Annotated in this window: 26 protein-coding genes; all 26 read left to right on the plus strand. The window is 70.2% G+C overall.

The window, feature by feature from the left end:
- Positions 1 to 6 precede the first annotated feature (6 nt).
- The 26 genes from ASD30_RS25710 (at position 7) to ASD30_RS25835 (ending at position 26,461) form a co-directional block, all read left to right on the plus strand.
- Complete coding sequence (locus tag ASD30_RS25710; protein WP_056689226.1) at positions 7 to 828, plus strand: hypothetical protein; 822 nt, start codon at positions 7 to 9, stop codon at positions 826 to 828.
- Positions 825 to 1,529 (plus strand): SAF domain-containing protein, encoded by a 705-nt coding sequence (locus ASD30_RS25715; protein WP_056689228.1) that lies wholly within the window; start codon positions 825 to 827, stop codon positions 1,527 to 1,529. The genes ASD30_RS25710 and ASD30_RS25715 overlap by 4 nt, the downstream gene beginning before the upstream one ends.
- 6 nt (positions 1,530 to 1,535) lie before the next feature.
- Entirely contained in the window at positions 1,536 to 2,720 is a 1,185-nt protein-coding gene (locus ASD30_RS25720) for a hypothetical protein (RefSeq protein WP_056689231.1), read from the plus strand.
- Between the two features lie 2 nt (positions 2,721 to 2,722).
- Positions 2,723 to 4,069 (plus strand): CpaF family protein, encoded by a 1,347-nt coding sequence (locus tag ASD30_RS25725; protein ID WP_056689235.1) that lies wholly within the window; start codon positions 2,723 to 2,725, stop codon positions 4,067 to 4,069.
- A gap of 1 nt (position 4,070) precedes the next feature.
- Positions 4,071 to 4,979, plus strand: a complete 909-nt coding sequence (locus ASD30_RS25730; RefSeq protein ID WP_056689238.1) for a type II secretion system F family protein — start codon at positions 4,071 to 4,073, stop codon at positions 4,977 to 4,979.
- Positions 4,976 to 5,899 (plus strand): hypothetical protein, encoded by a 924-nt coding sequence (locus ASD30_RS25735; protein ID WP_056689241.1) that lies wholly within the window; start codon positions 4,976 to 4,978, stop codon positions 5,897 to 5,899. The genes ASD30_RS25730 and ASD30_RS25735 overlap by 4 nt, the downstream gene beginning before the upstream one ends.
- Positions 5,900 to 5,967: 68 nt before the next feature.
- Positions 5,968 to 6,174, plus strand: coding sequence for a hypothetical protein (locus ASD30_RS25740; RefSeq protein ID WP_056689244.1), 207 nt, complete (start codon positions 5,968 to 5,970; stop codon positions 6,172 to 6,174).
- 81 nt (positions 6,175 to 6,255) lie between these two features.
- The gene (locus ASD30_RS25745; protein WP_056689247.1) at positions 6,256 to 6,711 is read left to right on the plus strand and encodes a TadE/TadG family type IV pilus assembly protein; all 456 of its coding nucleotides are present in this window, start codon (positions 6,256 to 6,258) and stop codon (positions 6,709 to 6,711) included.
- Complete coding sequence (locus ASD30_RS25750; RefSeq protein ID WP_056689249.1) at positions 6,708 to 7,181, plus strand: hypothetical protein; 474 nt, start codon at positions 6,708 to 6,710, stop codon at positions 7,179 to 7,181. Before ASD30_RS25745 ends, ASD30_RS25750 begins: the two co-directional genes overlap by 4 nt.
- Before the next feature lie 53 nt (positions 7,182 to 7,234).
- Positions 7,235 to 7,756, plus strand: a complete 522-nt coding sequence (locus tag ASD30_RS25755) for a pilus assembly protein TadG-related protein (protein WP_082564197.1) — start codon at positions 7,235 to 7,237, stop codon at positions 7,754 to 7,756.
- 72 nt (positions 7,757 to 7,828) lie between these two features.
- Entirely contained in the window at positions 7,829 to 10,960 is a 3,132-nt protein-coding gene (locus ASD30_RS25760; protein ID WP_056689255.1) for a LysM peptidoglycan-binding domain-containing protein, read from the plus strand.
- A gap of 318 nt (positions 10,961 to 11,278) precedes the next feature.
- Positions 11,279 to 12,169 (plus strand): hypothetical protein, encoded by an 891-nt coding sequence (locus tag ASD30_RS25765; RefSeq protein ID WP_056689259.1) that lies wholly within the window; start codon positions 11,279 to 11,281, stop codon positions 12,167 to 12,169.
- Positions 12,170 to 12,245: 76 nt separating this feature from the next.
- The gene (locus ASD30_RS25770; protein ID WP_056689262.1) at positions 12,246 to 12,494 is read left to right on the plus strand and encodes a hypothetical protein; all 249 of its coding nucleotides are present in this window, start codon (positions 12,246 to 12,248) and stop codon (positions 12,492 to 12,494) included.
- On the plus strand, positions 12,491 to 13,429 hold the full coding sequence (locus ASD30_RS25775) for a hypothetical protein (protein WP_056689265.1): 939 nt from the start codon (positions 12,491 to 12,493) through the stop codon (positions 13,427 to 13,429). The genes ASD30_RS25770 and ASD30_RS25775 overlap by 4 nt, the downstream gene beginning before the upstream one ends.
- A gap of 19 nt (positions 13,430 to 13,448) precedes the next feature.
- Positions 13,449 to 13,778, plus strand: coding sequence for a hypothetical protein (locus ASD30_RS25780; RefSeq protein WP_056689268.1), 330 nt, complete (start codon positions 13,449 to 13,451; stop codon positions 13,776 to 13,778).
- 1 nt (position 13,779) lies between these two features.
- Positions 13,780 to 14,598, plus strand: coding sequence for a hypothetical protein (locus tag ASD30_RS25785; RefSeq protein WP_056689272.1), 819 nt, complete (start codon positions 13,780 to 13,782; stop codon positions 14,596 to 14,598).
- The gene (locus ASD30_RS25790; protein ID WP_056689275.1) at positions 14,595 to 15,971 is read left to right on the plus strand and encodes a hypothetical protein; all 1,377 of its coding nucleotides are present in this window, start codon (positions 14,595 to 14,597) and stop codon (positions 15,969 to 15,971) included. The genes ASD30_RS25785 and ASD30_RS25790 overlap by 4 nt, the downstream gene beginning before the upstream one ends.
- Positions 15,968 to 17,506 (plus strand): SCO6880 family protein, encoded by a 1,539-nt coding sequence (locus ASD30_RS25795; protein WP_056689278.1) that lies wholly within the window; start codon positions 15,968 to 15,970, stop codon positions 17,504 to 17,506. Before ASD30_RS25790 ends, ASD30_RS25795 begins: the two co-directional genes overlap by 4 nt.
- A 245-nt stretch (positions 17,507 to 17,751) precedes the next feature.
- Positions 17,752 to 19,287 carry an ATP-binding protein gene (locus ASD30_RS25800; RefSeq protein WP_056689309.1) on the plus strand — a complete coding sequence of 512 codons (1,536 nt, stop codon included), beginning with the start codon at positions 17,752 to 17,754 and terminating at the stop codon, positions 19,285 to 19,287.
- A 73-nt stretch (positions 19,288 to 19,360) separates the two neighbouring features.
- Positions 19,361 to 22,018, plus strand: a complete 2,658-nt coding sequence (locus ASD30_RS25805; protein WP_056689281.1) for an endonuclease/exonuclease/phosphatase family protein — start codon at positions 19,361 to 19,363, stop codon at positions 22,016 to 22,018.
- A gap of 93 nt (positions 22,019 to 22,111) precedes the next feature.
- Positions 22,112 to 22,696, plus strand: coding sequence for an ATP-binding protein (locus ASD30_RS27725; RefSeq protein WP_056689283.1), 585 nt, complete (start codon positions 22,112 to 22,114; stop codon positions 22,694 to 22,696).
- Positions 22,693 to 23,181, plus strand: a complete 489-nt coding sequence (locus ASD30_RS27730) for a hypothetical protein (RefSeq protein ID WP_235532684.1) — start codon at positions 22,693 to 22,695, stop codon at positions 23,179 to 23,181. Before ASD30_RS27725 ends, ASD30_RS27730 begins: the two co-directional genes overlap by 4 nt.
- Before the next feature lie 34 nt (positions 23,182 to 23,215).
- The gene (locus tag ASD30_RS25820) at positions 23,216 to 24,691 is read left to right on the plus strand and encodes a type IV secretory system conjugative DNA transfer family protein (RefSeq protein WP_056689287.1); all 1,476 of its coding nucleotides are present in this window, start codon (positions 23,216 to 23,218) and stop codon (positions 24,689 to 24,691) included.
- Positions 24,692 to 24,705: 14 nt separating this feature from the next.
- Positions 24,706 to 25,386, plus strand: a complete 681-nt coding sequence (locus ASD30_RS25825; protein ID WP_056689290.1) for a hypothetical protein — start codon at positions 24,706 to 24,708, stop codon at positions 25,384 to 25,386.
- A gap of 5 nt (positions 25,387 to 25,391) precedes the next feature.
- Entirely contained in the window at positions 25,392 to 26,090 is a 699-nt protein-coding gene (locus ASD30_RS25830; protein ID WP_056689293.1) for a helix-turn-helix domain-containing protein, read from the plus strand.
- A gap of 65 nt (positions 26,091 to 26,155) precedes the next feature.
- The gene (locus ASD30_RS25835) at positions 26,156 to 26,461 is read left to right on the plus strand and encodes a hypothetical protein (RefSeq protein WP_200951272.1); all 306 of its coding nucleotides are present in this window, start codon (positions 26,156 to 26,158) and stop codon (positions 26,459 to 26,461) included.
- Positions 26,462 to 26,501: the final 40 nt, after the last annotated feature.

Raw genomic sequence — 26,501 nt, forward strand, 5'->3', positions numbered from 1 at the left:
AGCCCTGTGCAGGACGCCGGTGGTGGCTGGATCTGCATCGTCGTCACGACCCCTGGCGAACCGGGCGGAGAAGACCCCGGCGACGACGGCGGTGATGGCGGCACGCAGCCGGCCGGGTGCTTTGACGGCGACAAGGAGGTGCCGTGCAACGACGAGTACGGCGGCACCTGGGACGCCGGGCACGGTTGCTACGCCTTCCAGGTCCAACCCCAACCGCCGGCGGGGTCTTCGCTGTGGGAGGGGCACGACCCATCGGAGGGGAGCGTGTGGAGCTGCGACTACACGGTGACCATCCCGGAGAACTCGTGGTTCGTTCCCAATGGCGAGGATCCGCTGGTCGACCCCGCGGTGCTCGCTCAGGAGGCGCTGGGCCGGATGAAGCTGGAGGAGGCGAACGCGCAGATCGCCCCCGGGCCCGACTTCCACACCTACGTGCACATCGACAACTGGCTGTGGCTGCCCGAGGCGCAGTGGCACGACCTGACCGAGACCGTCACCGCTGGGCCGACCTCGGTCACGGTGACGGCCGAGCCCATCCGCGTGGACTGGGACATGGGCACCGAGGTCACCAGCTGCTACGACGCCGGCCGGGTCTGGCAGAAGGGCATGACCGACGCGGCCAAGACCAGCTGCTCGTACGCATACGAATCCATCGAGAACCCGACCGGCGACACCCACAACGTCTCCGCCCAGCTGGTCTACGGCGTCACGTGGGACTGCGACGGGGCTTGTCTGAGCCCCTCGGGCGACCTCGGCGAGATCGAGGCCCCTGCCGGTGACGGAACGACGATCGAGGTGCGGCAGCGCCAGACAGTGGTGACCCAATGACGATGACATCAGGACCGACTAACACCCAGCGCAGGGGCTCGCGCAGTTCGCGCGACCAGGGCCTGGATCTCCGGTCGACGATCGGCGAGGTGCGTCAGCGGGCTCCGCGCCGGCTGGGCCAGTGGGCGGCCGCGGTGCTGTTCGTGGTCATTGTGGTGCTCGGGCTGCTCGCGCTGTTCCAATCCCAGAGCGACCGCGTCGAGGTCCTCGCCGTCACCGGAGCGGTTCCGGCCGGCCAGGTGATCGAGGAGGGCGACGTGCGGCCGGTCGAAGTGGCCGGCGTGGCCGGCGCGATCCCGGCCACCGACATCGACTCGGTGGTGGGCAAGCGGGCCGCGGCGGGGCTGGTCGAGGGCCAGGTCCTCACCGACGCGGCGCTGACCGACGAGCTGGTTCCCGGTGAGGACGAGCGTGTGGTCGCCATCGCGTTGCCGAACGGGCGCGTCCCGGGCGGTCTGGCCGCTGGTGACGTGGTCTCGGTGATCGTGGTGCCCGTCGAGGGCGCCGAGGGCTCCAGCAAGCAGCTGCAGGCGCCGACGGTGCTGTCCCAGGCCGCCTCGGTGCAGTCGGTGGGCGACACCCCCGAGGGCGGCCGTGTGGTCACGGTGCTCGTCGACGCCGGTGAGGCCGAGCAGGTCGCTGCCTACAGCGCCGCCGGGCAGGTCACCATCATCCAGGCGCCGCTCTCGGCGGGGGAGTGAGGCGGCATGCTGTTCGCTATCTGCGCCGACCGCGGCGCCCCCGGCTCGACCACCACCGCGCTCGCGCTGGCGGCGGCCCGAGGACTGCCCGCCGTCGCCGTCGAGGCCGACCCCTACGGTGGCGACCTCGCGCTGCGAGTCCGGCGCGATGGCAACCCGCTGCCGACGACGCCGACGGTGCTCAGCGTCAGCGCCGGCCGGTCGGCCCAGGAGCCGCCGTCGGGCCCTCGCACCTCGACCGCCGGGCCCAGCCAACGGCGGCACCGTGACCTGTGGCGCGACGGCTCACACCAGCTGTCCGACCAGGTGCGGGTCGTGCCGGGGTTCATGGCCGCCGAGCACGGCACTTCGATGGCCTGGCCGGTGCTGGCCAGCGCACTCGAAGCGCAGACCGTGCCGGTCTTCGCCGATCTCGGGCGGATCCACACCGGCTCGCCGTCGCTGGCGGTCGCGGCCGCGGCCGACGCCCTGATCCCCGTTTGCCGCAGCGACATGGCATCGGTCCAGCACATGGTCGATCGCCTCGAACTCCTGGTGCCGGCGATCGCCGACCGCAACGGCCGACCGCCGATCGTGCTGCCGGTGGTCATCGCGCCGCGTCAGCACGGCAGCACGATCGCCGGTAGCGTCGCGGAGATTCTCGGCGAGACCACCGTCGGGCCGACACTGCGCGGCGTCGGCTGGCTGGCCTGGGACCCGGCCGCAGTCGCGCAGCTCGAGAGCGGTGCCGACCCCTGGGCCAAGCCGCTGCACAAGTCACCGCTGATGAAGTCGGCCCGCAAGGTGATGTGGATGGTGGGCCTGGCCACCGGCCTCTCGCATGCCGACCCGACCGCCAACAAGAGCCGAGGCAAGCAGCTCGGCTCGCGTCGTCGACGTCGGGAGGACCAGCCGGCCGAGGACGCGCCACAGTCATGGGCATCGCCCTACCCGCCCGAGGGCCAAGAGAGCGCGCCCGGCGCGAGCCCAGTGTCATCCCCACTGCCATCTCCACCGCCTGCCCCGCCCAGCCGGGCTGCCGCTGAACCGCCGACGTGGACGCCCCGCCACGGGGCAACGGAGGCACCTCGCAACGGCACCAACGCTGACAAGCGGGCCGGCGAGGCCGCCGGAGAGACCAACGGACAGCCAACCGGACAGGAAGCCGTCCTAGACCGCTGGGAGACCGCAGCACGACAGGAGAGGCACTAATGATGGAGCGATCCGAAGCACTCAGCCTCGACCACGCGCTGCTGCGCCGTCTGCAGGTCCGCGTCGGCGACCTGCTCGAGGAGGACCTGTCCGCCCGGCGGCGCCGTCACCTGCCGGCGCTGTCAGAGGAGGACACCGAAGCGTTCAAGGCCGAGCTGGCACACCGCGTCGTCGACGAACACGCGAAGTCCCAAGCCGAGGGCGGCCTGGGCCAGCTGTCGTGGGAGGACACCCAGGACCTGGTCAACGCGCTCAAGAACCGGCTCTACGGGGCCGGATCACTCGAGGCGCTGCTGCGCGACGAACGCATCGAAGAGATCGACATCAACGGCTGGAAGAACGTCTTCGTCGACTACACCAACGGAGTGAGGGCGAAGGTGGCGCCGGTGTTCGCCTCCAACGAGGAGCTCATCGAGACGATCCAGACCCTCGCCGCCCACGAGGGCCTCTCGGGCCGCAGCTTCGACTCAGCCAACCCGCACGTGAACTTCCGGCTCGGCTCCGCGCGGGTGCAGGCGGTCATGGCCGTGAGCACACTCCCAGTGGTCTCGATCCGGCTGCACCACCGGCACATGCGCTACACGCTCAAGGACCTGGTCGCCAACGGCACCATCGACCAGCCGCTGGCCGACTTCTTCGCCGCGGCCGTGCGGGCGAAGAAGAACATCATCATCGGCGGCGAAACCAGCGCCGGCAAGACGGTCCTGCTCCGCGCTCTGGCGGCCGAGATCGGCCCCGAGGAGCGACTGATCACCATCGAGCGGGCGCTCGAGCTGGGCCTGGAGGACGACGTCGACGCCCACCCCGACATCGTCCCGATGGAGGAGCGGCTGCCCAACGCCGAGGGCGAGGGCGCCGTCCCGATGCGTGAGCTGTTGATGGTCTCCAAGCGGATGCGGCCCGACCGGGTCATCGTCGGTGAGGTCCTCGGCGACGAGATCCTGGTGATGCTCAACGCGATGATGCAGGGCAACGACGGCAGCCTGTCCACGATCCACTCCAACAGCTCGGAGGGGATCGTGGAGAACATCATCGCCTACGCCGTGCAGGCCCCCGAGCGGCTCCCGCGAGCCGCGACGGTGAGCATGGTCGCCAACGGCCTGGACTTCCTAGTCTTCGCCCGCCGCTACCGCGGAGAGGGCGAGCAGCGCCGCGTGGTGCACTCGGTGCGCGAGATCGTCGGCTACGACGAGCACGGGTTGAAGACCAACGAGATCTTCAAGCCCGGCCCGGACGGCATGGCTGTGCGCGACGAGCCGGTGGCCATCAACTGCATCGAGGCGCTGCGCGAGGCGGGCTACCGCGACGCCGGTGACCCGGGAGGATCAACGCCGGGAGGGTGGGTCTGACATGGTCGCGGTTCTCGGGATACTGCTGGCCCTCGGGCTCCTCGGCATCGGTCGCCTGATCCGCGGCCTGCCGCTGCTTCCCGCACTCCGAACTGGAGAGCGGGTCCGCTACACCTCCAACCGGCTCTCGGCCCACGAGCAGCGGACCCTCATCGCCGGCGCCGCGGTCGGGCTCGTCGTGGTGCTGGTGACCCGCAACCTGGTGTTCGGCGTCATCGTCGGCGCCGGCGTGGTGCTGTGGCCGATGGTCGTCGGCGGCGGCAAGGCCGAGCGCGCCGCCCTGGCCAAGCTCGACGCGCTGGCCCAGTGGACCGAGGCGCTGCGCGACCTGGCCCAGAAGGGCTCCGGCCTGGAGTCGGTCATCCCGCGCACCGTCGACACGGCCTCTGACGTGCTCGTCGGCCCGCTGCGGCTGATGTCGCGCCGCCTAAGCGTGAAGGTGCCGCTGCCGGAGGCACTGAGCCTGTTCGCCGACGAGGTCGACGACGCCAGCGCTGACACCGTAGTCGCTGCCCTCGCGCTGTCGGCACGCCAGCGCCGCGGCCGGCTCTCCGACGTCCTCGGCACCCTCTCGGAGGCGCTGCGCGACGAGCTCGAGCAGCGCACCAAGGTCATGCGCGAGCGGAACGTGATCCGCCGCGAGGCCGCCCAGGTGGCCGTGCTGACCGGTGTGCTGGTGGTCGGGGCCAGCCTGTTCGCACCGCCGAGCCTCCCTGTGGAGGGCGGCAGCGCCGCCCAGGTGCTGCCGCTGGTGCTCGCCATCGCGTTCGTTTTCGTGTTCAGCCGGGTCCGCAAGCTCGCCGAGCCCGAACCGCAGCCGAGGTTCCTGTCCTCGTCCACCGACGTGCTCGAGGCCGCCACCTACCGGCCCCGCACCCGAGCAGCGCTCGAGGAAGGGGTGACGCGATGAACCACGCGACGACCGGGGTGATGGTCCTCGGCGCGCTACTGGCGCTTGGGCTGCTGCAGCTGCGCTGGCTGCTGTTCCCGCCGGCCCCGGACCTGGTCTCCGAGATCGACCAGTGGCGCCGAGGCCGCGAGCGGTCCACCGAGCGGGTCGGCACCCCGCAGCAACTCTCCCCGCTGGGACGGCTGACCCGGTGGGTGGTCGACCTGCTGCGCACCCACCGGCCCGACTTCCTCGACGGCCTCGCCCCAGACCTGGCCATCACTCAACGCGACCTGCAGTCCTGGCTGACCCGCGTGACCGGCCTGGCCCTCGGCTTCGGCCTGGCGCCGATCGTGCTGGTGCTCGGACGCCGGCTGCGCGGCGACGACGTCTCGGTGCAGTGGGCGCCGGTCGTGGGCCTGATCCTGGGTGTCGCCGCGGTGGTGCTCTCGATCAGGGACCTGCGCACTCAAGCCTCGCGGGCCCGCGAGGAGTACACCCAGGCCCTCTCGACCTACCTCGACCTGGTCGCCATGAGCATGGAGGCAGGCCAAGGGCACGCCCAGGCGCTGCCGGCGGCCTCCCAGATCGGCACCCGCCGCGTCTTCGACGAGATCCGCACCGCCATCGAGCTGGCCCCATCTCGTGGCATCACCGCCTGGGAAGCCCTCGGCCAGCTGGGGGAGCGGTACCGGATCGCCGAATTGATCAGCCTGCGCGCCAGCATCGAGCTCGCCCAAGACGACGGCGCGCGCGTGAAGGCGTCGCTGATCGCCCGGGCCAAGACGATGCGGGCCTCCCGCCTGGCCGGCGCCGTCGAACGGGCCAACAAAGCCACCGAGTCGATGCGACAGCTGACGATGGTGGCCGCGATGCTCGCCGCGGTCTACATCGCGGCTCCCTACATCTTGGCTCTGCGATCCGCCGCTGGAGCCCCATGACCCCATCTGCGACCACCACACCCACAGACCACGATCACCCGCACGATCCTCATGGAGGAGGAGTTCAGATGTTCCAACCGTTCCGCGTCATCCACACCGTGATGTTGACCCTGATGCTGACCACGAGGTCGCGCTTCGAGGCCAGGAAGCGCGACGAGCGCGGCGAGGCCGTGCCGTGGCTCATCGTGCTCGGCGCCGGGATCGCGATCGCCTACTTCGCCGGCGACTCCGTCATGGCCTTCGCGAAGAGCCTCGTCGGCCAGCTCGGCAACTAGACCAACCGGGCAACCACCCGCCACCCGGACCAGGCCGGTCGGCCGGGCGGTCGCTAGCCGAGGAGAGGAGGACCGAGAAGGATGAGCACCCGAGCACACGCCCGAGCAGCATGGCGCGATCGGCGTGGCCGACCTGACGAGCAGCCGCGACGTCGCCGGGCTCGTCGACGTCGCAACGAGCGCGGCGCCACCGGCGTCGAGTTCCTCATCATGGCCACGGTCCTCATCGCACTGTTCACGACCCTGGTCCAGTACGGCATCCGATTCCACGCCCAGCGCGTCGCCGAAGCCGCTGCGCGCGAAGGCGCCGTGGCCGCCGCCCGCTACGACGGCACCGAGGGCGCCGGCAGCAGCACCGCAAAGGAGTACGTCACCGACGACGGCAAGCCGGCCGTCACCGGGTCGAGTGTGTCGGTCAGCCGCACGGCGACCGAGGCACGGGTGACCGTCACTGTCGAGGTCGTCACCCTGGCGCCCTGGCTGGGTGGCTCGATCACCTCCACCGCGACGGCTCCCGTGGAGAGGTTCGTCGAATGACCGGCCGACTCGCACGCAGCATCAACCACCGTCTCTCTCGCCTCCGAGATGCCCGGGACGAGCGCGGATCCGCTGGCGTCGAGACGCTCATCATGGCGACCGCGGCACTGAGCGTCGTCCTGGTCGTGGTCGCCGCCGGCCGGTACGTCGACGGGTCGGCGCAGGCCAACGACGCGGCGTACGCCGCCGCCCGCGCGGCGTCGCTCGAGTCGGGCATGGACCAAGGCGCGATCGCCGGTCGGCAGGCGGCAGAGCAGTCGCTGGCCGACCGCGGGAAGAGCTGCCAGAACCTCAAGGTGTCCTTCGCCGGCAGCGACTTCACCTCCGGCGGCCAGATCATCGCCGAAGTGACCTGCACCGTCACCCTCGTCGACACCGGAGCCCTGGGCAAGCAGCTCGGCCTGCGACCGAACACCGAGTTCACCGAGCGTGCGGTCGTGCCGATCGAGACCTACCGGAGCGAGTCATGACCGCTACGCACCGTGCGTTCACCCCAACACTCAAACGCGCATCCACGCCAGCAATGGTGCGTGCACCCGAGCGGGCCCTACGTCGGATCGCCCTGCGGGCTGCCTGGCTGGTCGGATCCGCCAGCAGTGCGCCCACAGGCCGCCCGGACCCACCAACCCGCCGGACTCGACGTGTTCGAGACGACCGAGGCGTCGCCGCGGTGTGGACGATGATCATCGTCACCACCGCATTCGTCGGTCTGATGGGCCTGGTCGGTGGCGGAGGCGAGCTCATCAACGAGCGCGTCGAGGCCAAGCGCGCCGCCGAGCAGGCAGCGCGGGCCGGCGCCGACGAACTGTCCGCATCGGCCGTGCGTTCCGGTAGTGACCAGGTCGACGCCGGCGAGGCGATCGCCCGGGCCAAAAGTGTGCTGCACCAGGCGGGCTGGTCCGGCTCGGTCAGCGTGCAGGGCAGCCGGGTCGTGGTCACCGCCACCGGCAGCCGCAAGCCCCAGTTCCTCAGCCTGCTCGGCGTAGGAGCTATCCAGATCAGCGAGACCGGCACCGCCGACGCCATCTCGACACCCGACGGCTGAGACACGGTCGAGCAACGAAGCCGCTGCGGCGCCTGACATGAACGAGGCGTCACCGCGAGAAGGAGGATCACGATGCTGAACAGACTGATACGCGGGGTGGGAGCCCTCGTCGTGTTGGTGGCGCTCCTCGTGGGTGCGCCACTGGCCCTCCTCGCGTGGGTCGGTAACCCGTGGCCAACCGGCGGCTGGTCCGAAGTCCAGCTGCTGACCAACCGCACCATCATCGGCGCCTTGGCTGTCGTCGGCTGGCTGGCCTGGGCGCAGATGGCTGCGTGCATCCTGATCGAGCTCGCCGGCGCCGTCCGCGGGAAGGCGCCCCAGCGCGTCAGGTTCGCCGCCGGAGGCCAGCAGCAGTTCGCTCGCGTGCTCGTGACCTCCGTGATTGCCCTGGGTATCGGTGCCAGCACGGTCGGCCCTTCACTGGCCGCTACCACTGTGGCCACCCCGCAGCCCGAGACGGCGCCCACCAGCCACACGATCGAGCGGCGCGACATCCAACCGGGCCAGGTCAACGCCGGTCCCGCCGTTACCATCGACCGCGCCACCACTGTGTGGAAGCTCGCCGAGACACACCTCGACGACGGATCGCGCTGGCGCGAGCTCCTGGACCTCAACCGCGGTGGCGCACTCAGCGACGGCACCACCCTCACCCAGGCCACCCAGACAATCCCAGCCGGCACCACCCTCCGGCTTCCCGCCGGAGCGCACGTCGATGCCCCCGCAGACCTCGCCGTTGCTGATCGCGACCAGAGGGACAGGAAGGAAGGCAGCTACACCGTCAAGCCGAACGACACCCTGTGGGACATCGCCGAGACCAAGCTCGACGACCCCATCCGCTACATGGAGCTCTACGAGGCCAACGCGGACGTCATCGGCAGCAACCCGGACCTGATTTACCCCGGCCAGGTGCTGGTGCTACCGGGCGCCCATAATCCGACCACTGACCGCGAGCAAGAGCCCAAGCAGCACGACCACGGACCCGATGACGCTACCGATGGCCAGGAGGCGCCCGCGGAGCCGGCCATCCCGACCGCGCCGCCGCAGGAGACGGTTCAGGACTCACCGAGCACGGAACAGGTCGCGGGCGACGAGGTAGACGCGGCCAGCGACGAGGACGGGATCACGGGCCTGCGGGCGCTGCTGGCCACCGCCGCGTGTCTGGCGGTGGGAGCCCTGGGACTGGTGGCCGGCAACCGGCGTCGGCAGTTCCGGCGGCGCCGGATCGGCCGCACGATCGCCTCGACGCCCGACGAGCTCGTGGAAGTGGAGCAGGCGATCCTCGAGCACGGCTCAGAGGCGCAGGAGGATGTCGCGTTCCTCGACCGGGCGCTTCGACACGTGGCCGCATCCTGCAAGGTGGCAGGCCACCCGCTTCCCCAGCTGGGCGCCGCCGTGCTGGGCGATGAGGACCTGACCCTGCTCTTCACCGACCCCGCCCCCGGGGAGGTGCCGCAGGGCTGGACCGCGACCGATGACGCCCGGGCCTGGATGCTGCCGCGCTGGACCTTCCTCGAGGAGGACCTGGAGAACCAGCCGGCCCCATACCCGGCGCTGGTGACCATCGGCCAGGACGAGGGCGGTCGTACCTGGCTGCTCGACCTGGAGACGCTGGGCATGTGCGGGATCGGCGGCGATCCGGCGCAGGTGGCCGACCTGGCGCGGTTCATGGTGGCCGAGCTGGCGGTCAACGCATGGTCGCAGGGGAGTGAGGTGCTGCTGGCGGACCAGTTCGGAACCGAGACGATCGGCCTCAACCCCGCCCGTCTGCGGCCGGTCCAGCGCAGCGACGCCCTGGCCCGGGCAGCTGTGCTGACCGGTGAGATGGGCGAGGGCGAGCAGAACCTGGATGCTGACGTGTTGACTCGCCGCCGCGATGGGCTGCTGCTGGACAGCACCAACCCGGTGGTGGTCGTGGTGTCCTCCCGCCCCGAGGGCGAGTTCGTCGCCGACATCGAGGACCGGGACCGCTCCCGGGTCGTGGTCGTGCACGGGGACGAGGAGACGCCGGCCGTGAAGCTGGCCGGCGACGGGATGGCGTTCTTGCCGATGTGGGCCATCAGCGTCAAGGCCTTCACGCTGCCGACCGCCGAGGCGGAGGCCATGGCGGCGCTGGTGGCGTCGACCCGCAACCTCGAGGACGAGCCGGTGCCGGCCACTCAGTCCGACGATGGTCCGCTGGGCAAGTACGCCCGTGCCGATGGGTCGCTGCGGGAGGAGTACACCGAGCCGCGGCGCACCGAGGGCAACGACCCGTCCTCGATGCTGCCCGATGCCGACGAGGTCTACCTGGCCACCGCGGCCACGACCACCGAAGACCTCGCCTCGGCCGCGCCGAGTGTTCCCGAGGAGGTCCGCGCCGAGATCGCGGCACTCGACCCGACGCTGGACCAAGACGTCGCTGACTGGTTCGACGAGTCCTCGCCGCGGCCCAAGGTGCACCTGCTCGGTCCGGTCTCGGTCACCGCACTCAACGGCGGCGACCCCGCGGCGATCGACAACGCTGGGGGCACGGTCTCCTTCATCGCCTACCTGGCCGTTCAGGACCAAGGGGTCACCGGGGAGCGTGCCGCCGTAGCGTGCGGGTGGAAGACGCAGAAGACGGTTCAGAACCGTGCCACCAACGCCCGCTTCCTGTTGGGCACCCGACCCGACGGGAGCGACTGGCTGCCGGACGCAAGCATGAGCGCTGGCGCTCGGCGGGGCGCCAGCCCCACCTACGAGCTGGTCCGAGAACCCGGGGGTGTGCTGACCAGTCCCGACTTGTTCGTGCGGCTCAAACACCGGGCCGAGCGCCGTGGTGACAATGGCTGCGAGGAGGACTTGGTGACCGCGCTGTCGTTGGTGACTGGTGCCCCGTTCGAGGCAGCCACCGAGAGCCGGTTCAAGTGGTTGTTCAAGCCGGGGCAGCAGCGGTGGGACGAGATCCTGGTGGGGGCCATCCATGACGCGGCCCACATCCTGGCGACGCGGGCGGTCACGGCTGGCCGGACCGACTTGGTCCGGGTGGCCTGCGACGCAGCCCGGAAGGCTAGCCCTCATAGTGACATCGCGTGGCTCGACGAGGCCGCGGCCACCGAAGCCGAGAGCGGTCGTGACGCCGCTGGCGAGCTCATCCGCGAGCAGGTCCTCGACCGGTACGACGAGGACCTCCCGCCGCGTTCGGAGGCCGTCGTGGAGCAGCGCGAGTGGGGTGCCACCGGGTAGCTCGCGGCAGGCTCCGACGGGGCTCTCGAGGACGGCTTCGGCCCTGTCTCACCTGGATGGTGGGACAGGGCCGAAGCCCGTTTTCTGGTCGCCCACGGGGGTGTCCGCAACCGTTCGGACGAACTTTTCTGACTTTTTCTCGGAGGGGTCTGGTGAGCGGCCTCACCGGCTCTGACCTGCGGTTTTGCGTTTGGTGAGCGGGTGTGGTGAGCGGTCACCCTGCCGGTCCGGGGGTGTGGTGAGCGCTGTGGTGAGCGAGGTGGTGAGGGGTCGGTTCTGCAGTAGGCGCGTCCTGATCGCCTCTCTCGGAGGACCGCCATGTCGGCCAATCACCCCGCCCACGAAGTCACCATCGGTGCCGCATCCCAGATCCCGACCCCTCGTCTGTCCTGGAGCGACGGCCAGCACCAGCGGCGCACGGCCCAAAGCGCCCTGGCGACCTCGGTCATCAGCAGCCTGGAGCGCTCCGGGAAGTGGGCCAAGTGGCAGCAGGTTGAGCCCCGGCTGGCCGGGTTCGCCAGCATTGAGGAGGCACGGGAAGGATGGCGTCGACGCGACGAGCGCTGCTACCAGGTCGTCGCGGGCCTGACCGCCCTCGGGTCCCGCCGCGGAGGCGATGACGACGACGCCGCGCTGGCCGTGGCGGTGCTGCTCGAGGAGGGTGTGAACCGGGTGGCGATGACCCTGACCGACGTGTGCGAGATCGACGACGTCAACGCCACGGTGTGGGAGGAGGTCAAGGGAGCTGAGCCGCAGGTGGACTGCCACGCGGCTACCTACCTGCTGCGGCGCGCCCGACAGCGTCTCAGCCGACCGGCCGCCGGCATGGTCTCCCGGGTCGCCACGACGTCTCTGGACGCACGGACCGAGACGAACAACTCGTTGGTGCTCGGCAGCCATACCGACGGCGCGGGCCGCTCCGACCAGGACCGCGACCTGATCCTCGCGGGCCCCGACGTCGAGGACCCGGTCGAGGACCTGGTCGACCTGCTCACCTGGGCGCGCGAGGTCGGCGTGATCGACACCGAGGAGATCGACCTGCTCATCGAGCTCCTCGCCGCGGAGAACGACGGCATGGCCCGCGAGGAGGCCCAGCGGGTCGTCGGCGAGCGCCGCGGCGTCGCGATGCGGACGATCCGGCGTCGCCGCGACCGCACCGCCGCGCGGCTGCGGGACGCCGCCCCGAAGTACCTGGCCGCCATGGCCTGAGCACCTCGGTCAGCATTCTCGAAGAACTTTGCCGCGCCCTGTCCGATCCGGACGGGGCGCGGTTGCTTCTCCAAACATGAGCGAGCAGGCACACACCGCAGTCACCGTCTCCGAGCCGACCCCCGAGGTCGTCGCGCAGCTGCTGGACGTGGTGGCCGACCACAGCGTCGACCACGCGCTGTCCGACATGGAGCGGATGATTGCGCGTCTGCGCGCCGACGCTGAGGAGGCCGCGGAGGCACGCGAAGTGCTGCGCAACACCCCCGCCGCCGTTCTCCGTGAAGCGCTGCGGCTGCGGGCAGCCCGGATCGAGGCGACCCGATGAGCACCGTCACCGCGACCCGGTACTCCACCCGCGAGCTGCGGGCTGCGGCCGCCGCACTGGCGGCCGGCAAGTTCGCCACCCCGGCCACGCGACCCTCGACACCGGAGACGGCCGAGGACCAGGACCCGCGGGCGACCCTCGAAGTGACCGCCGCGACCGAGGGGGAGCGTGACCGTGCCTCCCGTGGTGACGGCTCCACGGCGAGCCCGGGCGCCACGTCGGCGGTGTCGACGGGGGCCGGGCCGCTGGTGCGGGTGCGTGCCGCCAACGCTGGCGCTGGGGCCTCGACGATCGCCCTCGCCCTGGCCGATGTCGCAGACGCCGCGGGTATCCGCACGCGTGTGCTTGATGCGGCCGCTCCGGCGTGGTCCGGACTGCTGGGCGCCACGGTCACCGAGCTCGGCGCCGCTGAGGGATGGCGCCGCGGCCGCCGCGGCGACGACGTGCTGATCGACCGCGTCGAGGAACCGGTCCGGATGCCTGGGGAGGTGCCCGGCCCGCGGTCGGTGGACGGCGTCGACCTGACGGTTCTGGACGCCGGCTGGTCGGTGCGTGAGCTCGCCGCCTCCGGGGCGGGTTCCTGGGTCGCCACGACGCCGGCACGCGCGGAGGTCCTGGTGACCCGGCCGCATGGACTGGCGCTGAGCCAGACCGAGGCGGCGCTGGCGGATCTCGAGGACCAGCTCGCCCGCGACGGGGTCGTGGTCGTCGTCGTGGGCGCGGCCCGCTGGAGCGATCGCGAGTTCGCCTCCGCCGGCCGGCTGCTGCGTGTAGCTCGACAGCAGGAGGCCGTTCTGTTCGCGCCGCTGCTGCCCGCCAAGGCCCTGCCGGGTCTGGGCCCCGACCCGCTGCCCAAGCAGCTCACAAGCCCCTCCCTGCGCCTGCTGGAGCGGATCACCACCATCACCGGCCCGCTGACGGCGAACCGGACCTGAAAGGAAAGAAGGAGAAGAAATGATCATCGAGACCATCTCGGAGGTCGCCATCCAGATCGCGGCCGCGGGAAACATCAAGGCCGAAGGCGTCGGCGACGTGTGCGCTCAGGCCCCGACCGGAGTCAAGCCGTACGTCAACGACATCCTCGGGTGGGTCAAGTACGGCGTGATCGCCATCATCATCGGCGCCGGCTTCGCCTCGTCGGGGGCGCTGATCGTGGGGAAGTTCGGCCAGATGGGCCGGGCCGCTCAGATCGGCGCCTCGGGGCTGTTCTGGACCGTGATCGGCGCGATCGCGTTCGTCTGCATCTACGCCATCCTCAACGGCATCGTCGGCAACGGCTGCTGACATGATCACCCGGACCCGACACGTCTACCAGTCAAAGCTGGTTGACCCCGACACCGAATGGACCCGCCGCAGGCTCCAGATCCTGCTGGGGGCCGTGGCTGTCGTCGTACTCGCCATGGCGGCGGGCGGCGTGTGGTCGGTGGTCAGCATGCTCACCGGCTCCTCGTCCGGCGACGGCAACGGGTCCGATTCGGCACAGTCCGCCCAGGACCAGCTCGCCGACGAGCAGCTGCCCGACGCGCCCTTGGAGGCCGCTCAGCCCGGAAGCCTGTCGTCGGGCGAGACGGGCACACTCGAGATCCCGGCACCGATGGAGGTGGGAGAGGTCGGTGTTGCGACCGGGTTCCCGCGCACGCCGGAGGGCGCCCTGGCTCAGCTGGCCGCGATCGACACGACCGCGTTGACCTCGGCGTCGGTTCGAGTGGCCCAGGAGGTCATCACTGCGTGGGCCGCCCCTGGTGGTCCGACGGCCGAGAGCTGGTCGGGTGTGCAGGGCTTGGCCGCACTCCTGGAGTCCGCCGGAATGTCCTCGGAGGCGCAGAACACGATCACGATCGGCGCAGAGCCGAAGATGGGGTTCATCAAGGGCACGGTCGGTGACGACTTCGTCATTCCGTGCATCGACTTCATCATCACCGCCACCACCGCGTCGGGCCAGCCGCAGCAGGTCGCGGCCGCCGACTGCCAGCGCATGGTGTGGCAGGACGGCCGGTGGGTGATCGGCGAGGGCGAGGAGCCGGCACCGGCGCCGTCGCTGTGGCCCGGCTCCCAGGCCTCCTTCGACGCCGGCTACCAGTGGCTGGAGGTGCCGCAGTCATGAGCACGCAGACCGTTGCGGGCATCGTCCCCATGATTGATCTCAACCCGTTGAACTGGCTTGGGGACAAGGCCAAGGAGGGCCTGGCCGACGGGTTCACGTCGATGATGATGTCGATCTGGTCGGGCGCAGTGTGGCTGCTCAAGACCGCCTTCGGACTGATCGACAACTTCACCCCCAACGTCGCCGACCCCGACCTGGCCAAGCTGTACTCGGTCACCTTGTGGATCGCCCTGGTGATCGCCCTGGTGATGGCGTTCGGCCAGATCGGCCTCGCGGTTCTCCGGCAGGACGGCCGTGGGTTCGGCACCCTGGCGGCCGGGGTGGTCCAGTACGGCGTCGTTCTGTCCTGCTGGGTCACCGTGAGTGCTGGGTTCATCGCCGCCGCATCCGGGCTGACCAAGGGCATCTTGGACACGCTGCTCGGTGTCGACAGCTTCTCCGGCTACGCGGCCGGCGACGGGTTCGTTGACCGCGTCTCGGGCACGACACAGGCAGCCACGCTCGGGATCTGTGCGCTGTTCATCCTGATCCCGGCGTCCTTCGGTCACATGGTGATCATGATGGTGCGCTCGGCGGCGCTGCTGATCCTGGTGGCCACCATGCCCATGGCGGCCGCGGGAGCGCTGTCGGAAGGCACGAAGTCGTGGATGTGGAAGTCGATCCGCTGGTTCTTGGCCTGCGTGCTGATGGAGCCGCTGCTGGCGCTGGTGGTGGGAATGGGCACGCAGTTCGCCTGGGCCGGCATGCCCGACGGTGAGGAGCAGAGCCCCGCTGAGAGGGCGCTGCACTTCTCCTCGACGTCGGAGAACATCGGCATGTCCGTCGTCGGGTCGATCATCATGCTGGTGGCCTGTTTCATGCCGCTGGTGTTGTTCCGGCTGCTGGCCTTCGTCGACCCCGGCACCGCGTCGGGGGCCTCGTTCCGGTCGACGATGGACGCCAACGGCGGCGTCGCCGGGCTCTTGAAGGGCAAGGGCGCCGGCGCCCAGGCGTCCGGCTCTGGTGCTGCCAGCGAGACCGCCTCGGACGGCCGCACTACTTCAGAGAACGGTGCTGACGCTGAAACCGCGAACCGGTTCCAGTCCTCGGGGTTCAAGAAGCTCGGCGGCAAGGTCGGCGGGGTCGTCGGCGGGGCGATGGAGAAGACCGGGAAGGTCGCCCAGGCCGGCGCCTCGATGAGCGTCGACGTGCTCGGCCAGTCCGGCATCGGCAACCAGGGCTACTACCCGACCGACCACACCCCCAAGCAGAAGCGGCAGGGACAGCAGGGGCAGAAGCTCCGGCCGTTCAACGACACCAACGGCGACGGCGTCGCCAACGACATTCCACCCGAGGCCCAGGCCGCAGTTGAGGACGGAGCGTTCATCGCATGAGTGTCTACGGAGCATCCGCGACCCGTGACCGGCAGGCCTGGCTCTTCGGGCTCACCGGCCCCCAGTTCTTCATGGTGCTGGCCGCCGGGTTCCCGACCTGGATGGCGATCGCCATCGGGCAGTGGCTCGCACTGCTCGGCCTCGTCCCGATGTGGGGCGTGATTGCGCTACTGACCTGCCTACCGATCCGAGGCCACTCGGCCTTCCAGTGGATCGGCGTCCTGTTCCGGCACCTGGCCGGGGCAGCGTTCGGCTGGTCCCGGTTCCAGTCCAAGGCCGCCGCCGGCGACCTCGACCTCGGCGACGCAGACGACGATGAGGACGACGGCGACGCGGGCGAGGCGGACCTGCCCGGCATCCTGTCCAGCATCCAGATCCACGACGGCCCGCCGATGACCGGACAGACCGCACGCCCGGCGATCATCCAGAACCACGCAACCCGCACGTGGGCGGCCACCGCGCGGGTCGTCCACCCCGGCATCGGGATGAGCGACGACGCAGATCGGTTCCGCATGGGCGCCGGCCTCACCGAGATGATGGAGGCCGCGACCGCCGGCAACCAGATCGACCTGGTCGTGGTTCAGGTCCGCACCATCCCCGACGACGGCACCGAGCGCGACGAGTGGGTGCGTCACAACGCGCGCCCCGACGAGCCCGAGGTTTCAGCCCGGGTCAACACCGAACTGGAGTCGATGACCGCCGGCGCGGCCGTGCGCCGCGAGGCGTTCGTTACCGTGGTGGTTCGCGAGGACGTCATCAACAAGGACGCCAAACGCGCTGGGCGAGGCGTGATGGGTCGCGCACGCATCCTGTACTCGGTGCTGGCCGAGGTGGAGGCCCGACTGACTGGCTCGATCGGCTGCACGCGGGTGAACTGGCTCGACAGCTCCGAGCTCGCAGTGGCGATCCGCACCGGCTTCGAGCCCGGTGATGCGCCCGCGCTCGCCGACGCGGCGATCCACCACCGCGAAGACCCGGCGATCACGCCCGGTGTCCCGCTTGGCGCCGCCGGTCCGACGAACGCATCAACCGCGCTGCGGTCCTACCGGCACGGGGAGTGGGAGTCGATCTCCTCCACAATCCTGCTGCCCCGCAAGGGCGCCCGGATGGGTGCGCTGGCGCGGGTGCTGGTGCCGTCCCAGCCAGGCGAGCGGCGCGCGCTGACGGTGTTCTACCGACCGGTCTCGCAGCAGGCGGCCGACCGGGCCACCGGCCGGGCGCAGATGTCGGCGGTGATGGCCGGCACGCTGCGCGAGAAGGCCGGCAAGGTCGAACGGGCCAAGGACCGCCAGTCGGTTGGCAAGCTGCACGAGCGCGACGAGAAGCTCGAGATGGGTCGCTCACTGGTCAAGGTGTCCTCGGCGGTCTCGGTCACGGTTCCGGCAGGGTGGAACATCCAGGACTTCGGCCGCCGTCTCGACGCCTCGATCCGTATCAGCGGCTTCACCCCACTCCCTCTGGACGGGGCACACGACGCGGCCTTCGCCGTGTCCGCGATCCCGCTGGGGGCAGGCCTGCCGAAGAAGCGCCGCTAACCCGAGAAGCGCGCAGACCCGGCCCGGCCTGAAACAGCCCGGTCGTCAGATGTCCGATCTGGCGGCCGGGCTGTTGCTTCTCCAGGCATGGAGCACCAATCCGCCCTGCCGAAGGAGACACCTGTGATGTCGACGCGATCGAGGAACCCCTCGAACCTGACCGCTGCGCGACCGCCGCTGGTCGGTCGCCTGCACGCCATGGCGACCACGCACCCCTCGCCGCGCGTGACGGGGGAGTGGTGAGCGTGGCGGCGACCAAGACCCGCGCTCGTGGTGGCTCGAAGACCTCGCGGCCGTCGTCGCGGACGATCGATGACCTGCTGTCGGACTTCGGAACCACGATGCCGCGCAAGGCGGCTCCGGTCGCGGATCCCCCGGCTGAGAAGCTGTTCCCCGGTTCGGTCAAGCCCAACGGCGCACGCCGGATGGGGCATGGGTGGGCGGCCACGATGCCGCCGCTGGCCGGCTATCAGATGACCTCGGAGGAGACCCCGGTCCTGTGGCCGCTGATCTCCGGTGACGGGCTCCCGCCGTGGGGTGCCGAGATGGGATACGACGTCCTCTCGGGCGGCAAGTTCTACTGCGACCCGATGGGCTGGGTGCTCGACGACTCGATCCCGGTCACCAACCCCAACATCTTCATCTTCGGCAAGCCGGGCCGCGGGAAGTCCGCGACCGTCAAGGCGTTCATGCTCCGGATGATCCGCTACGGCTACCGGTCCCTGGTCCTCGGCGACGTCAAGGACGAGTACGAGGACCTCGCCCGGTTCCTCGGCGTCGACCCGTTCCGCATCGGCCCCGGTCTCGCGGGCCGGATCAACCCACTCGACCTCGGCCCGCTCGGCGTGGACTGGGACAAGCAGACCCGCGAGGAGCAGCACCGCCGCGCGAACGTGATCTTCAACCGCTGGCTGTTCCTGATCCGGGGCCTGATCGGCTCCCAGGGCGTGACGTTCACCCCGACCGAGGAGCGGGTCATCAACAAGGTGCTGCGGCACCTGACCGGCTGGGCTGTTGGCGCCTCCCGGCTCAAGCCGGTCACCATCCCGCAGGTGTGGGCAGCACTGGACTCGCCCACGAAAGACCTGGTCGCGGACTGCCGCTACGCCACCGAACAGGACTTCTACGACGGCACCCGGCCACTGCGCGACGCGCTGGGTGCGCTGTGCGAGGGATCGCTGCAGGGCATGTTCGACACCGCGTCGACCTTCAACCCCGACTGGCGTGCACCGATCCAGACGCTGTCGCTGCGCTCGCTTCACGAGACCGGCAACAAGGTCGCCGTCGGCATCGCGCTGATGTGCCTCAACTCCTGGGGTCAGGGCATGCGGGAGACCGCATCGGCAGGTGATCGGCGGATCGTGCTCCGAGACGAGGCATGGCTGCAGACCCGGCTGTCGCTGGACGCGGTCATGGCGCTGGACGCCAACCTGCGGCTCTCCCGCACCGAGGGCGACATCCAACTGGTGACCTACCACAAGCCCTCCGACCCGCTCTCGGCCGGCGACGAGGGCAGCCAGGCCGCTCAGATCGCCAAGGACCTGCTCAACCTCTCCGACGTCCGGATCTTGATGGGTCAGGACGAGTCGGTCGCCGACGAGCTCGGCCGTCTGATGGGGCTCTCGGAGATGCAGCAGTCCGTGATCACGAACTGGGCGATGCAGGAGAAGGGCCGCGCCCTGTGGATGGTCGGCGACCAGCGGTACAAGGTGCAGACGCTGCTCACGCCTCTCGAAAGGCGGCTCACGTACACCAACGACGCGATCGACCCGGTGACCTGAATGTTCGCCGGATTTCTGACGGTTTCGTGTCGAACTTGCAGCCGCTCGGCGTCTGTGTGAGGAGGCCGTAGTCGTGAAGAAGGGCATCCTCCTCGGCCTGCCGCTGGTGCTGATCGCTCCGCTGATGCTGCTCATGCTGGGCATGGGGAGCGCGAACATCGAGGCGGTCCGCGCGGCATGCGCCACCACGACCAACTCAACCGCGGGCGGGTCCTTCGGGATCGGCACGCTGAACTGGCGCGGCGCTTCGCACTATAAGAAGAACCCCCACCCCGGCGAGCGGCCCTACGGCGAGCGTGTGCCGAGCATGGTGACCAAGATCGGCGCCTCAGGGGCCTCGATCATCGGGTTCCAGGAGTTCGAGCCGCCACAGGCTGAGGCCTTCCTCGAGGCCACTGACGGGGCGTGGAAGATCGTGGCCGGCAAGCGCCGAGGGCACTCATCCCCCGCGGACGCGATCGCTTACCAGCCCTCGGCCTGGAACGTCGACGAGGTCCGCTACGTCTCGATCAGGTACGGCGGCCCGATGATCCAGGTCCCGCTGGTGCGGTTCACCTCCACTTCAGGACTCGGGTCGATCTGGGTGCTCAACGCCCACAACCCCGCCAACGCGGTCGGCGGCTCGGACGCGATGCGCGATGCCGCCGTCCGCGCCGAAGCGACGGCACTGCGGCGGCTGCAGGCCAGCGATCCCAACACGGCCCTGTTCCTCGTCGGCGACATGAACGACAAGGCCCGGTTCAAGCGCCTGTTCCTGTCGGTGGCCGGTCCGGGTTGGTCGAGCGCCAACCCCAGCGACCAGCAGATCGACTGGATCATGGGCAGCCCTGCCGTCACCTTTTCCGGCACCATGGTCGACCGGAGCACCAACGACAAGGCGCACACCTACACCGACCACCCGTTCGTCCACACCACCGCCCAGCTGGCCGGCTCAGAGTCCGGTCGACCAGGAGCTAGCGCTGGTCTGGGTGTGATGCCCGCCAGCATCACGGCCACGCCCGGTGGGCCGGTCCGCGGTCAGGTCCTGGTCGCGAACGCCAACATCAAGACCCGCGGTGGCTTCAACCCCGGTGTCCGCGCCCTCGCCGGCCCGTCGCCGGACTTCATCACGCTCAACGAGGTCGAGGATGTGCCGCTGTCGCAGATGCGTTCCGCCGCGCCCGGCTACGACGCCTACCGCGAGGAGCAGCCGGCGGACACAAATGATGCTGGGCAGGCCATGGGGAGCGCGATCATGTGGCGCTCGGACACCTGGACGATGCTCGACGGTGGCCGCGTCAAGATCGTCGACGACGACCACACCGTGTTCAAGGGCACGAACAAGCTGTGGGACCGGTTCGCCGCCTGGGGCATCTTCCAGCGCTCCGACGGCGCGGTCGTCTCGGTCATCGCGGTCCACCACATGACGAACGTCTATCGGTTCCCCCGCCAGTGGGGGAACCCGCCGATGAGCCGCGCCGAACAGTACGGACTCGGCATGGACTACCTGACCGGCCTGGTCGGCGTCCTGGCCCCGTACGGGCCGGTGCTGGTGGGCGGCGACATGAACTCCCACCCCAACGACGGACCCAACGCGGCCGCCCCACGAATGGCGGCGGCCGGCTACCGGTACACCAAGGACTCCGGCGTCATCTATAACTTCTACGCCGCCCCCGTGACGGTCGAGGAGACCTGGGAGATCAGCAAGGCCGCCGTCCACTCCGATCACCCCGCGTTGTTCACACGTATGGCCATGAATGGTGCCGGTCCCGGCACGAACGCACCCATCGGCACCCGGCCTGCCGGCTGCCCGCCGTGCCCGACCTCCGAGAACCTCGGCACACTGCTCCAGCCGGTCGCTGCGACCGGCAACCTCGAGGCCGCCAAGATTGCGGCCTCGGCCGCCTACCAGGCCGGCTTCCGCGGGGAGGACCTGGTCACCGCGGTGGCCATCGCCCGTGTGGAGTCCACCTGGGATCCGGAGGCCACCAACGGGAGCCACTTCGGGTTGTGGCAGATCTCCGCGCAGCACAAGGGCAAGGTGCCCGGCTGGAACACGCGGGCCGACATCTTCGACCCGCTCCTCAACGCCCGCTACGCCTTCGCGCTCTACTCCGCTCGACCCGGATCGGGTGAGGCCAAGTTCGCCGACTGGATCCCCTTCGAGAAGACCGACTACCACCAGTACCTCGACGTCGCCCGCCAGGCGGTCGCCGCAACCGGCGGAGGCACCACGAACGTCGGCAACACCGGCGGCTGCACCGCCTCGCCGATCCAGGTCGCCGGTGAGCTCTCGGCCGCGCTCAAGGCCCGCCTCGACGCCATGATGAACACCTCCAACGGCCTCTGCGGGCTGTCGTGGACCAGCGGTGCTCCCTGCACCTACGACAACCAGTGCCCCAAGGTCGTCGACGCGCTCTACGGCGGCCCTGGCGTCGGCCGGGGCTACGGAAACGGGCAGGACGTCGCCCAAGGCATCATCAACGCCGGACTGGCCCAGTCCCAGGGGACAGGCCTCGACCCGCTCCCGCCCGTCGGCGCCGTGGTCTCCTACAACACCGGCAACGGCGTCGGCCACGTGGCGATCTACGTGGGCGGCGGCAAGATCTTCGGCAACGACTACGGCTGTAGCGCGAACGGCGTCTATGGCTGCGTCGGGTTCGCCGACGTCCACACCCCCGGTGGCTCGGTCACCTGGGCCTTGCCAAAGCAGGCGTTTGACCTGGGCGGGATGCCGGCGGTGGCCGCGTAAGCCGCGAGGGACGACAGGCGATCGCAGCGGAAAGTTGAAAATCAGTCGCGCTGGTGTGTCCGATCGGCGCCGTTCTGGGTTGCCTTTCCAAGCATGGATGTACGTATCGGCACCACAGTCGACGGCCAGACCGCCGGGTTTGACACCAGGAGCGCCCGGCCGCTGCTGCTGGTCGGCGACGTCGGCCGAGGCAAGACCACCACCGCGCGCTACCTCACCCGGTGGTGGCTGGCGAACACCCGGCGGCATGCCCACGTGTACGCCCAAGCACCCAGCGAATGGGCAGACCTGCGCTGCGAGCCCGAGCACCCCGAGCAGCTGGAGAATCCGGTCGGCCGCGACTGCCGTCCGGGAGCCTGTCTGGTCGTGGTCGACGACATGGACCTGCTCGACGACAGCCGCATCTCCTTCCTGCCGCTGGGAAGGGCGCGAAGGATCCTGACCTCTCACGGCGGCAACAGCCTGGCCGGCCGCGCGTTGCTCGACGACGAAGTCGACTGCTTGGGCCTGGTCCGACCCGATCACGCCGACCCTGCCGAGGCCGCAGTCCTGGACGGGCAGGGTCGCTTGGACTGGCCGATCGGCACTGTCGCGGTCATCCCGGATCAGCGGGGGCCGATGGACTTCCCGTGTCACCGCTGGCAGGCACCGGCCGGTGCATGGGCGGTGGCGCGATGAGCATGGAGCGTTCCCGGCGCGCCCGGTTCACCAACGTCGCCCCGACGGCGGGCGAGTTCACGGTGGCCGTCCTCCTGGCCGGGCTCTTCTTCTTCTTGAGCACGCCGCTGGTCGTCCAAGGCGGTGTCGCGTGGGCCACCTCAGGGGGCTTCGCGCTGCCGAACGGGCACCTTCTGGACGCCTACGCCGGGCTGTTGCGCGGCCGCTTCGGTGCGGGCCTGCACCGCGGCGTCGCCGACACGCTGCCGTCGGATGCCGTGATGTGGGTGCTCACGCTCCTCGGCGAGATCCTGGTGCTCGGAGCCGCCGTCGTTGTCGGCATGTGGATGCGCGACCTGACCGGCACCGGCTCCCGGCACGGCCTGGCAACCCCCACGCAGGCCGCGGAGGCCCTCGGGGTGCCGCGACTGCGCAAGAGCGCAGCGGTGATCCGGCCAGACCTCTACGCCCGCTCCGGGCGCCGAACCCCCGTCGGCAGCAAGTAGCCGACCCCAAGTGCCCAGCGGAAAGGAAGCCAACGTGACCACAGCCCTCAAGCACGTGAACCCCCACGAGGTGGGCTGGCGGCTCGGCCAGGCCGGGCGCAGCGGACCCGAACTGTGGGTGCCCTTCGACCGGACCACGTGCGTGATCGGCCCCCAGGGTTCCGGCAAGACCCTAGACCTGCTGGTGCCCGCCCTGCTCGATGCGCCCGGTGGCGCGCTGGTGACCCTCACGAAGCCCGAGGATCTGTTCCTCACCCTGGAGGCCCGGCAACGCGACGGCCGGCCAGTCGCGGTCCTCGACCCGTTCAACGCCGCCCCCGGCACCCCCGAGATGGTGTGGGACCCGATCAACGGCTGCGAGGACGCGATGCACGCCGAACGGCGCGCGAAGGCGTTCGCCAACGGCACCATCAAGGGCGCCACAGCTCAATCCTCCGACCAGGCCGCCCGGTTCTACGCCGGCGAATGCGCCAAGGTCCTGCAGGCCTACTTCCACGCCGCGGCGATCGCCGGCATCGGGTTGGACGAGGTGCTGATGTGGGTCTCCAGCCCGCGCGAGTACCCGCAGGCCGAAGAGATCCTGCGTACCCACCCGGCCGCGGAGCCGCTGTGGGACGGTCTACTGCGCGGAGCCCTGTACGGCGACGAGCGGACCGCCGGCAACACGATCACAACCGTCCAGCAGTCCATGGCGCTGTTCTTCCAGCGCTCGATCCGGGAACGCTGCGTGCCCTCCGCGAGGCGACCGGCGACCGACCTCGAGGCCCTGATCCGGGCAGGCGGCACGATCTATCTGCTCGGCCGAGACGACCCGTACGCGAGTGCGTCGCCGCTGATGACGGCGGTCACCGAGCAGATCCTGGACACCGCCAAGCGGCTGGGGGAGACCTCCCCGCACGGGCGGCTGTGCCCACCGTTCCTGGCCTGTCTGGACGAGCTCCCGTCGACCGCGCCGATCCCGACGCTGTCGACCCGGATGGCCAACGAACGTGCCCTCGGGCTCTCCTTCATCCTCGCTGCCCAGACCTGGCGGCAATTCGTGGTCTGCTACGGCGAGGACGAGGCCCGCACCATCTACGGTTTGTCGAACAACCTGGTGGTCTTCGGTGGCGGCAAGGACATCCGCTTCTACCAAGAGCTCTCCGACCTGATCGGGTCGACCAGCCACACCGAGACCCGGTACTCGGCGCGCGGCCACGAGTTGTTCGGCGTGATGGACCGGTCCTTTGACCAACGGCGGGTGCCGATCCTCGAACCCGCCGAGCTGCGCCGCATCGAGCAGCGCAAGGCCCTGGTGCTGGCGGAAATGTACGACCCGATCATCGCGAACCTGCACCGCTGCATCGACGGCAAGCGCGGCAAGGAACTGCTGGCCGCGCAGAAGCGTGCCCGGCTCGCAGCGCGCGGCCACGAGACCGTCGCACAGCCCATTCACCCGGTGACCGTCCAGCCCCCGACGCCGGCCGAGCCGATAGCCAGGACCCGGCAGCGGCTCGGGATGCCCAAGTAGGCGAGGAGTAGCCGATGACGACGATGCACCCCTCTCAGGTCGCCTCCCGCGCAGCGAGTGGGGCCGCCGCACCGAACGGTAACCAGATGATGCCGCTGGACGGGCTGATGGTGCGCCCATTTCCCGAGCCCGGCCCCACGATCCGCACGGCGATGGAGCAGCTGCAGCAGGCCACCGTCGAACCGCCAGCCGATGAGGACGAGCTGCGCGAGCTCGCGCAGATGCCGCGGCCGTGGGACCCGGCCACATGCACCGGGCTGATGCGCTCCGAGCTGTGGGCGTGGCTGGACCTAGTCGCGATGTGGGCCAACGAGCAGCACCTGTGGAACGTGACCCGCCCCGGGATCCCTGAGTGCTGGCCCGCGCACCCGCACCTGGTGCACGACCTCGCCGTGCTGGCCTGCAGCCGCTACTACACCAGCTTCGCCGTCACCCCGGCGGCGCTGGAGGACTGGCACCGCTACGCGCTACCGGGGTTCCTCGAGCGGCTGCGGGACCGGCTCGGCGACGGCTGCCAGCCAAGCAAGCACCAGCCCCGGCCCCGGCGCGAACGCGACGAGAGCCACGCCGCCACGCCGGTGCGCCGCGGCCGCAAGCAGCGCTACCGAGACGACGTCGACCGCGCCGGTGAACTGGCCGCCACCCAACCCGACGACGCCAAGCCCGACCACGACGACCTTCACGAAAGGTGGTAGCCGCGATGGCCACTCCAGACAACAGCACTCGGCGGCTCAGGCTCGTCGACGACCAGCAGGACCAGACCGCCGAGGCGGCTGCACCAGATGGCGAACTCACCGCCAAGCAGGCGGCGGCATTTCCCGCGCTGGTCGCCAACGCGAATCAGTCCGCCGTCGAGCGGACGCTCGACCAGATGAACGCCGAGCAGCTGCGGTCTCTCGCGATCGCACTGGCCACCCAGGTCAACGCCGTCGAGACCGCGACTGGCGAGGCGGCCGACGTCGGACCCGACGGCATCTGCGCGATCGCGATTGCCACCGCCGCGCAGTCCTTCGGCACCACCCGCGACGCCGTGCTCAGCGCCGACCGCCACCGGGCAGTGACCGACGCCCGCGCCGTGGCCATGACCGCGGCACGCCGCGGCGGCCTGACCCTCCCGGCAATCGCGACCTACTTCGGCAAGGACCACACCAGCGTCATGTACGCCCAGAACAAGGTCGCGAACAACCCGCGCCTCAACGCAGTCTGCGCCCGGGTCGTCGACCAACTCGACGACCACTACGCGGAGCCGACCAGCATCCCCGCCGAGGACCCCGACGCCGCCGGCGGACGCAGCACCACGCTCCAGCTGGCCGCCCTCGACCAGGCCCGCAACGACACTGCCCGTCGCCACCACGAAGACAGCCAGCGGCTCACGGTCTCAACTGCACCCTCCAGGTGAGACTTGGGGCGAGCGGCATGCTGAACCGGGAGCAACAGGAACTGCTGGGGTCGCTTGGCGCCGGGATGGCGACCGACGCTCTCCTCGATCGCCTCCGTGAGCGCGGCACGCTCGAAGGCGGCCGATCGGCACCGCAGGACGGCTGCTGGATCAACTACAACCGCAAGGCGGTCTGGCTCGAAGACCACTCGGGCTTCTCGGAGGCGATAAGGGCGGCAGGGACCGACAAGGAGGCCTGGCGCCGGATCCGGCCGAAGGTCGTGTTGAAGGTGACGTGGTCAGAGGCAGCGGCGTACGGCGCACGCCTGCCGCAGTCAGAGTCCCTGGGAGTGGTGGGGTTTGAGGGCCAGCGGCGAGGCGTGAAGACGTAGACGGCCATCGGCGGGATCTTCGGTGTGGACGGCGAAGTCA

The organism is Nocardioides sp. Root140 (assembly GCF_001426745.1).
Classification (GTDB): domain Bacteria; phylum Actinomycetota; class Actinomycetes; order Propionibacteriales; family Nocardioidaceae; genus Nocardioides.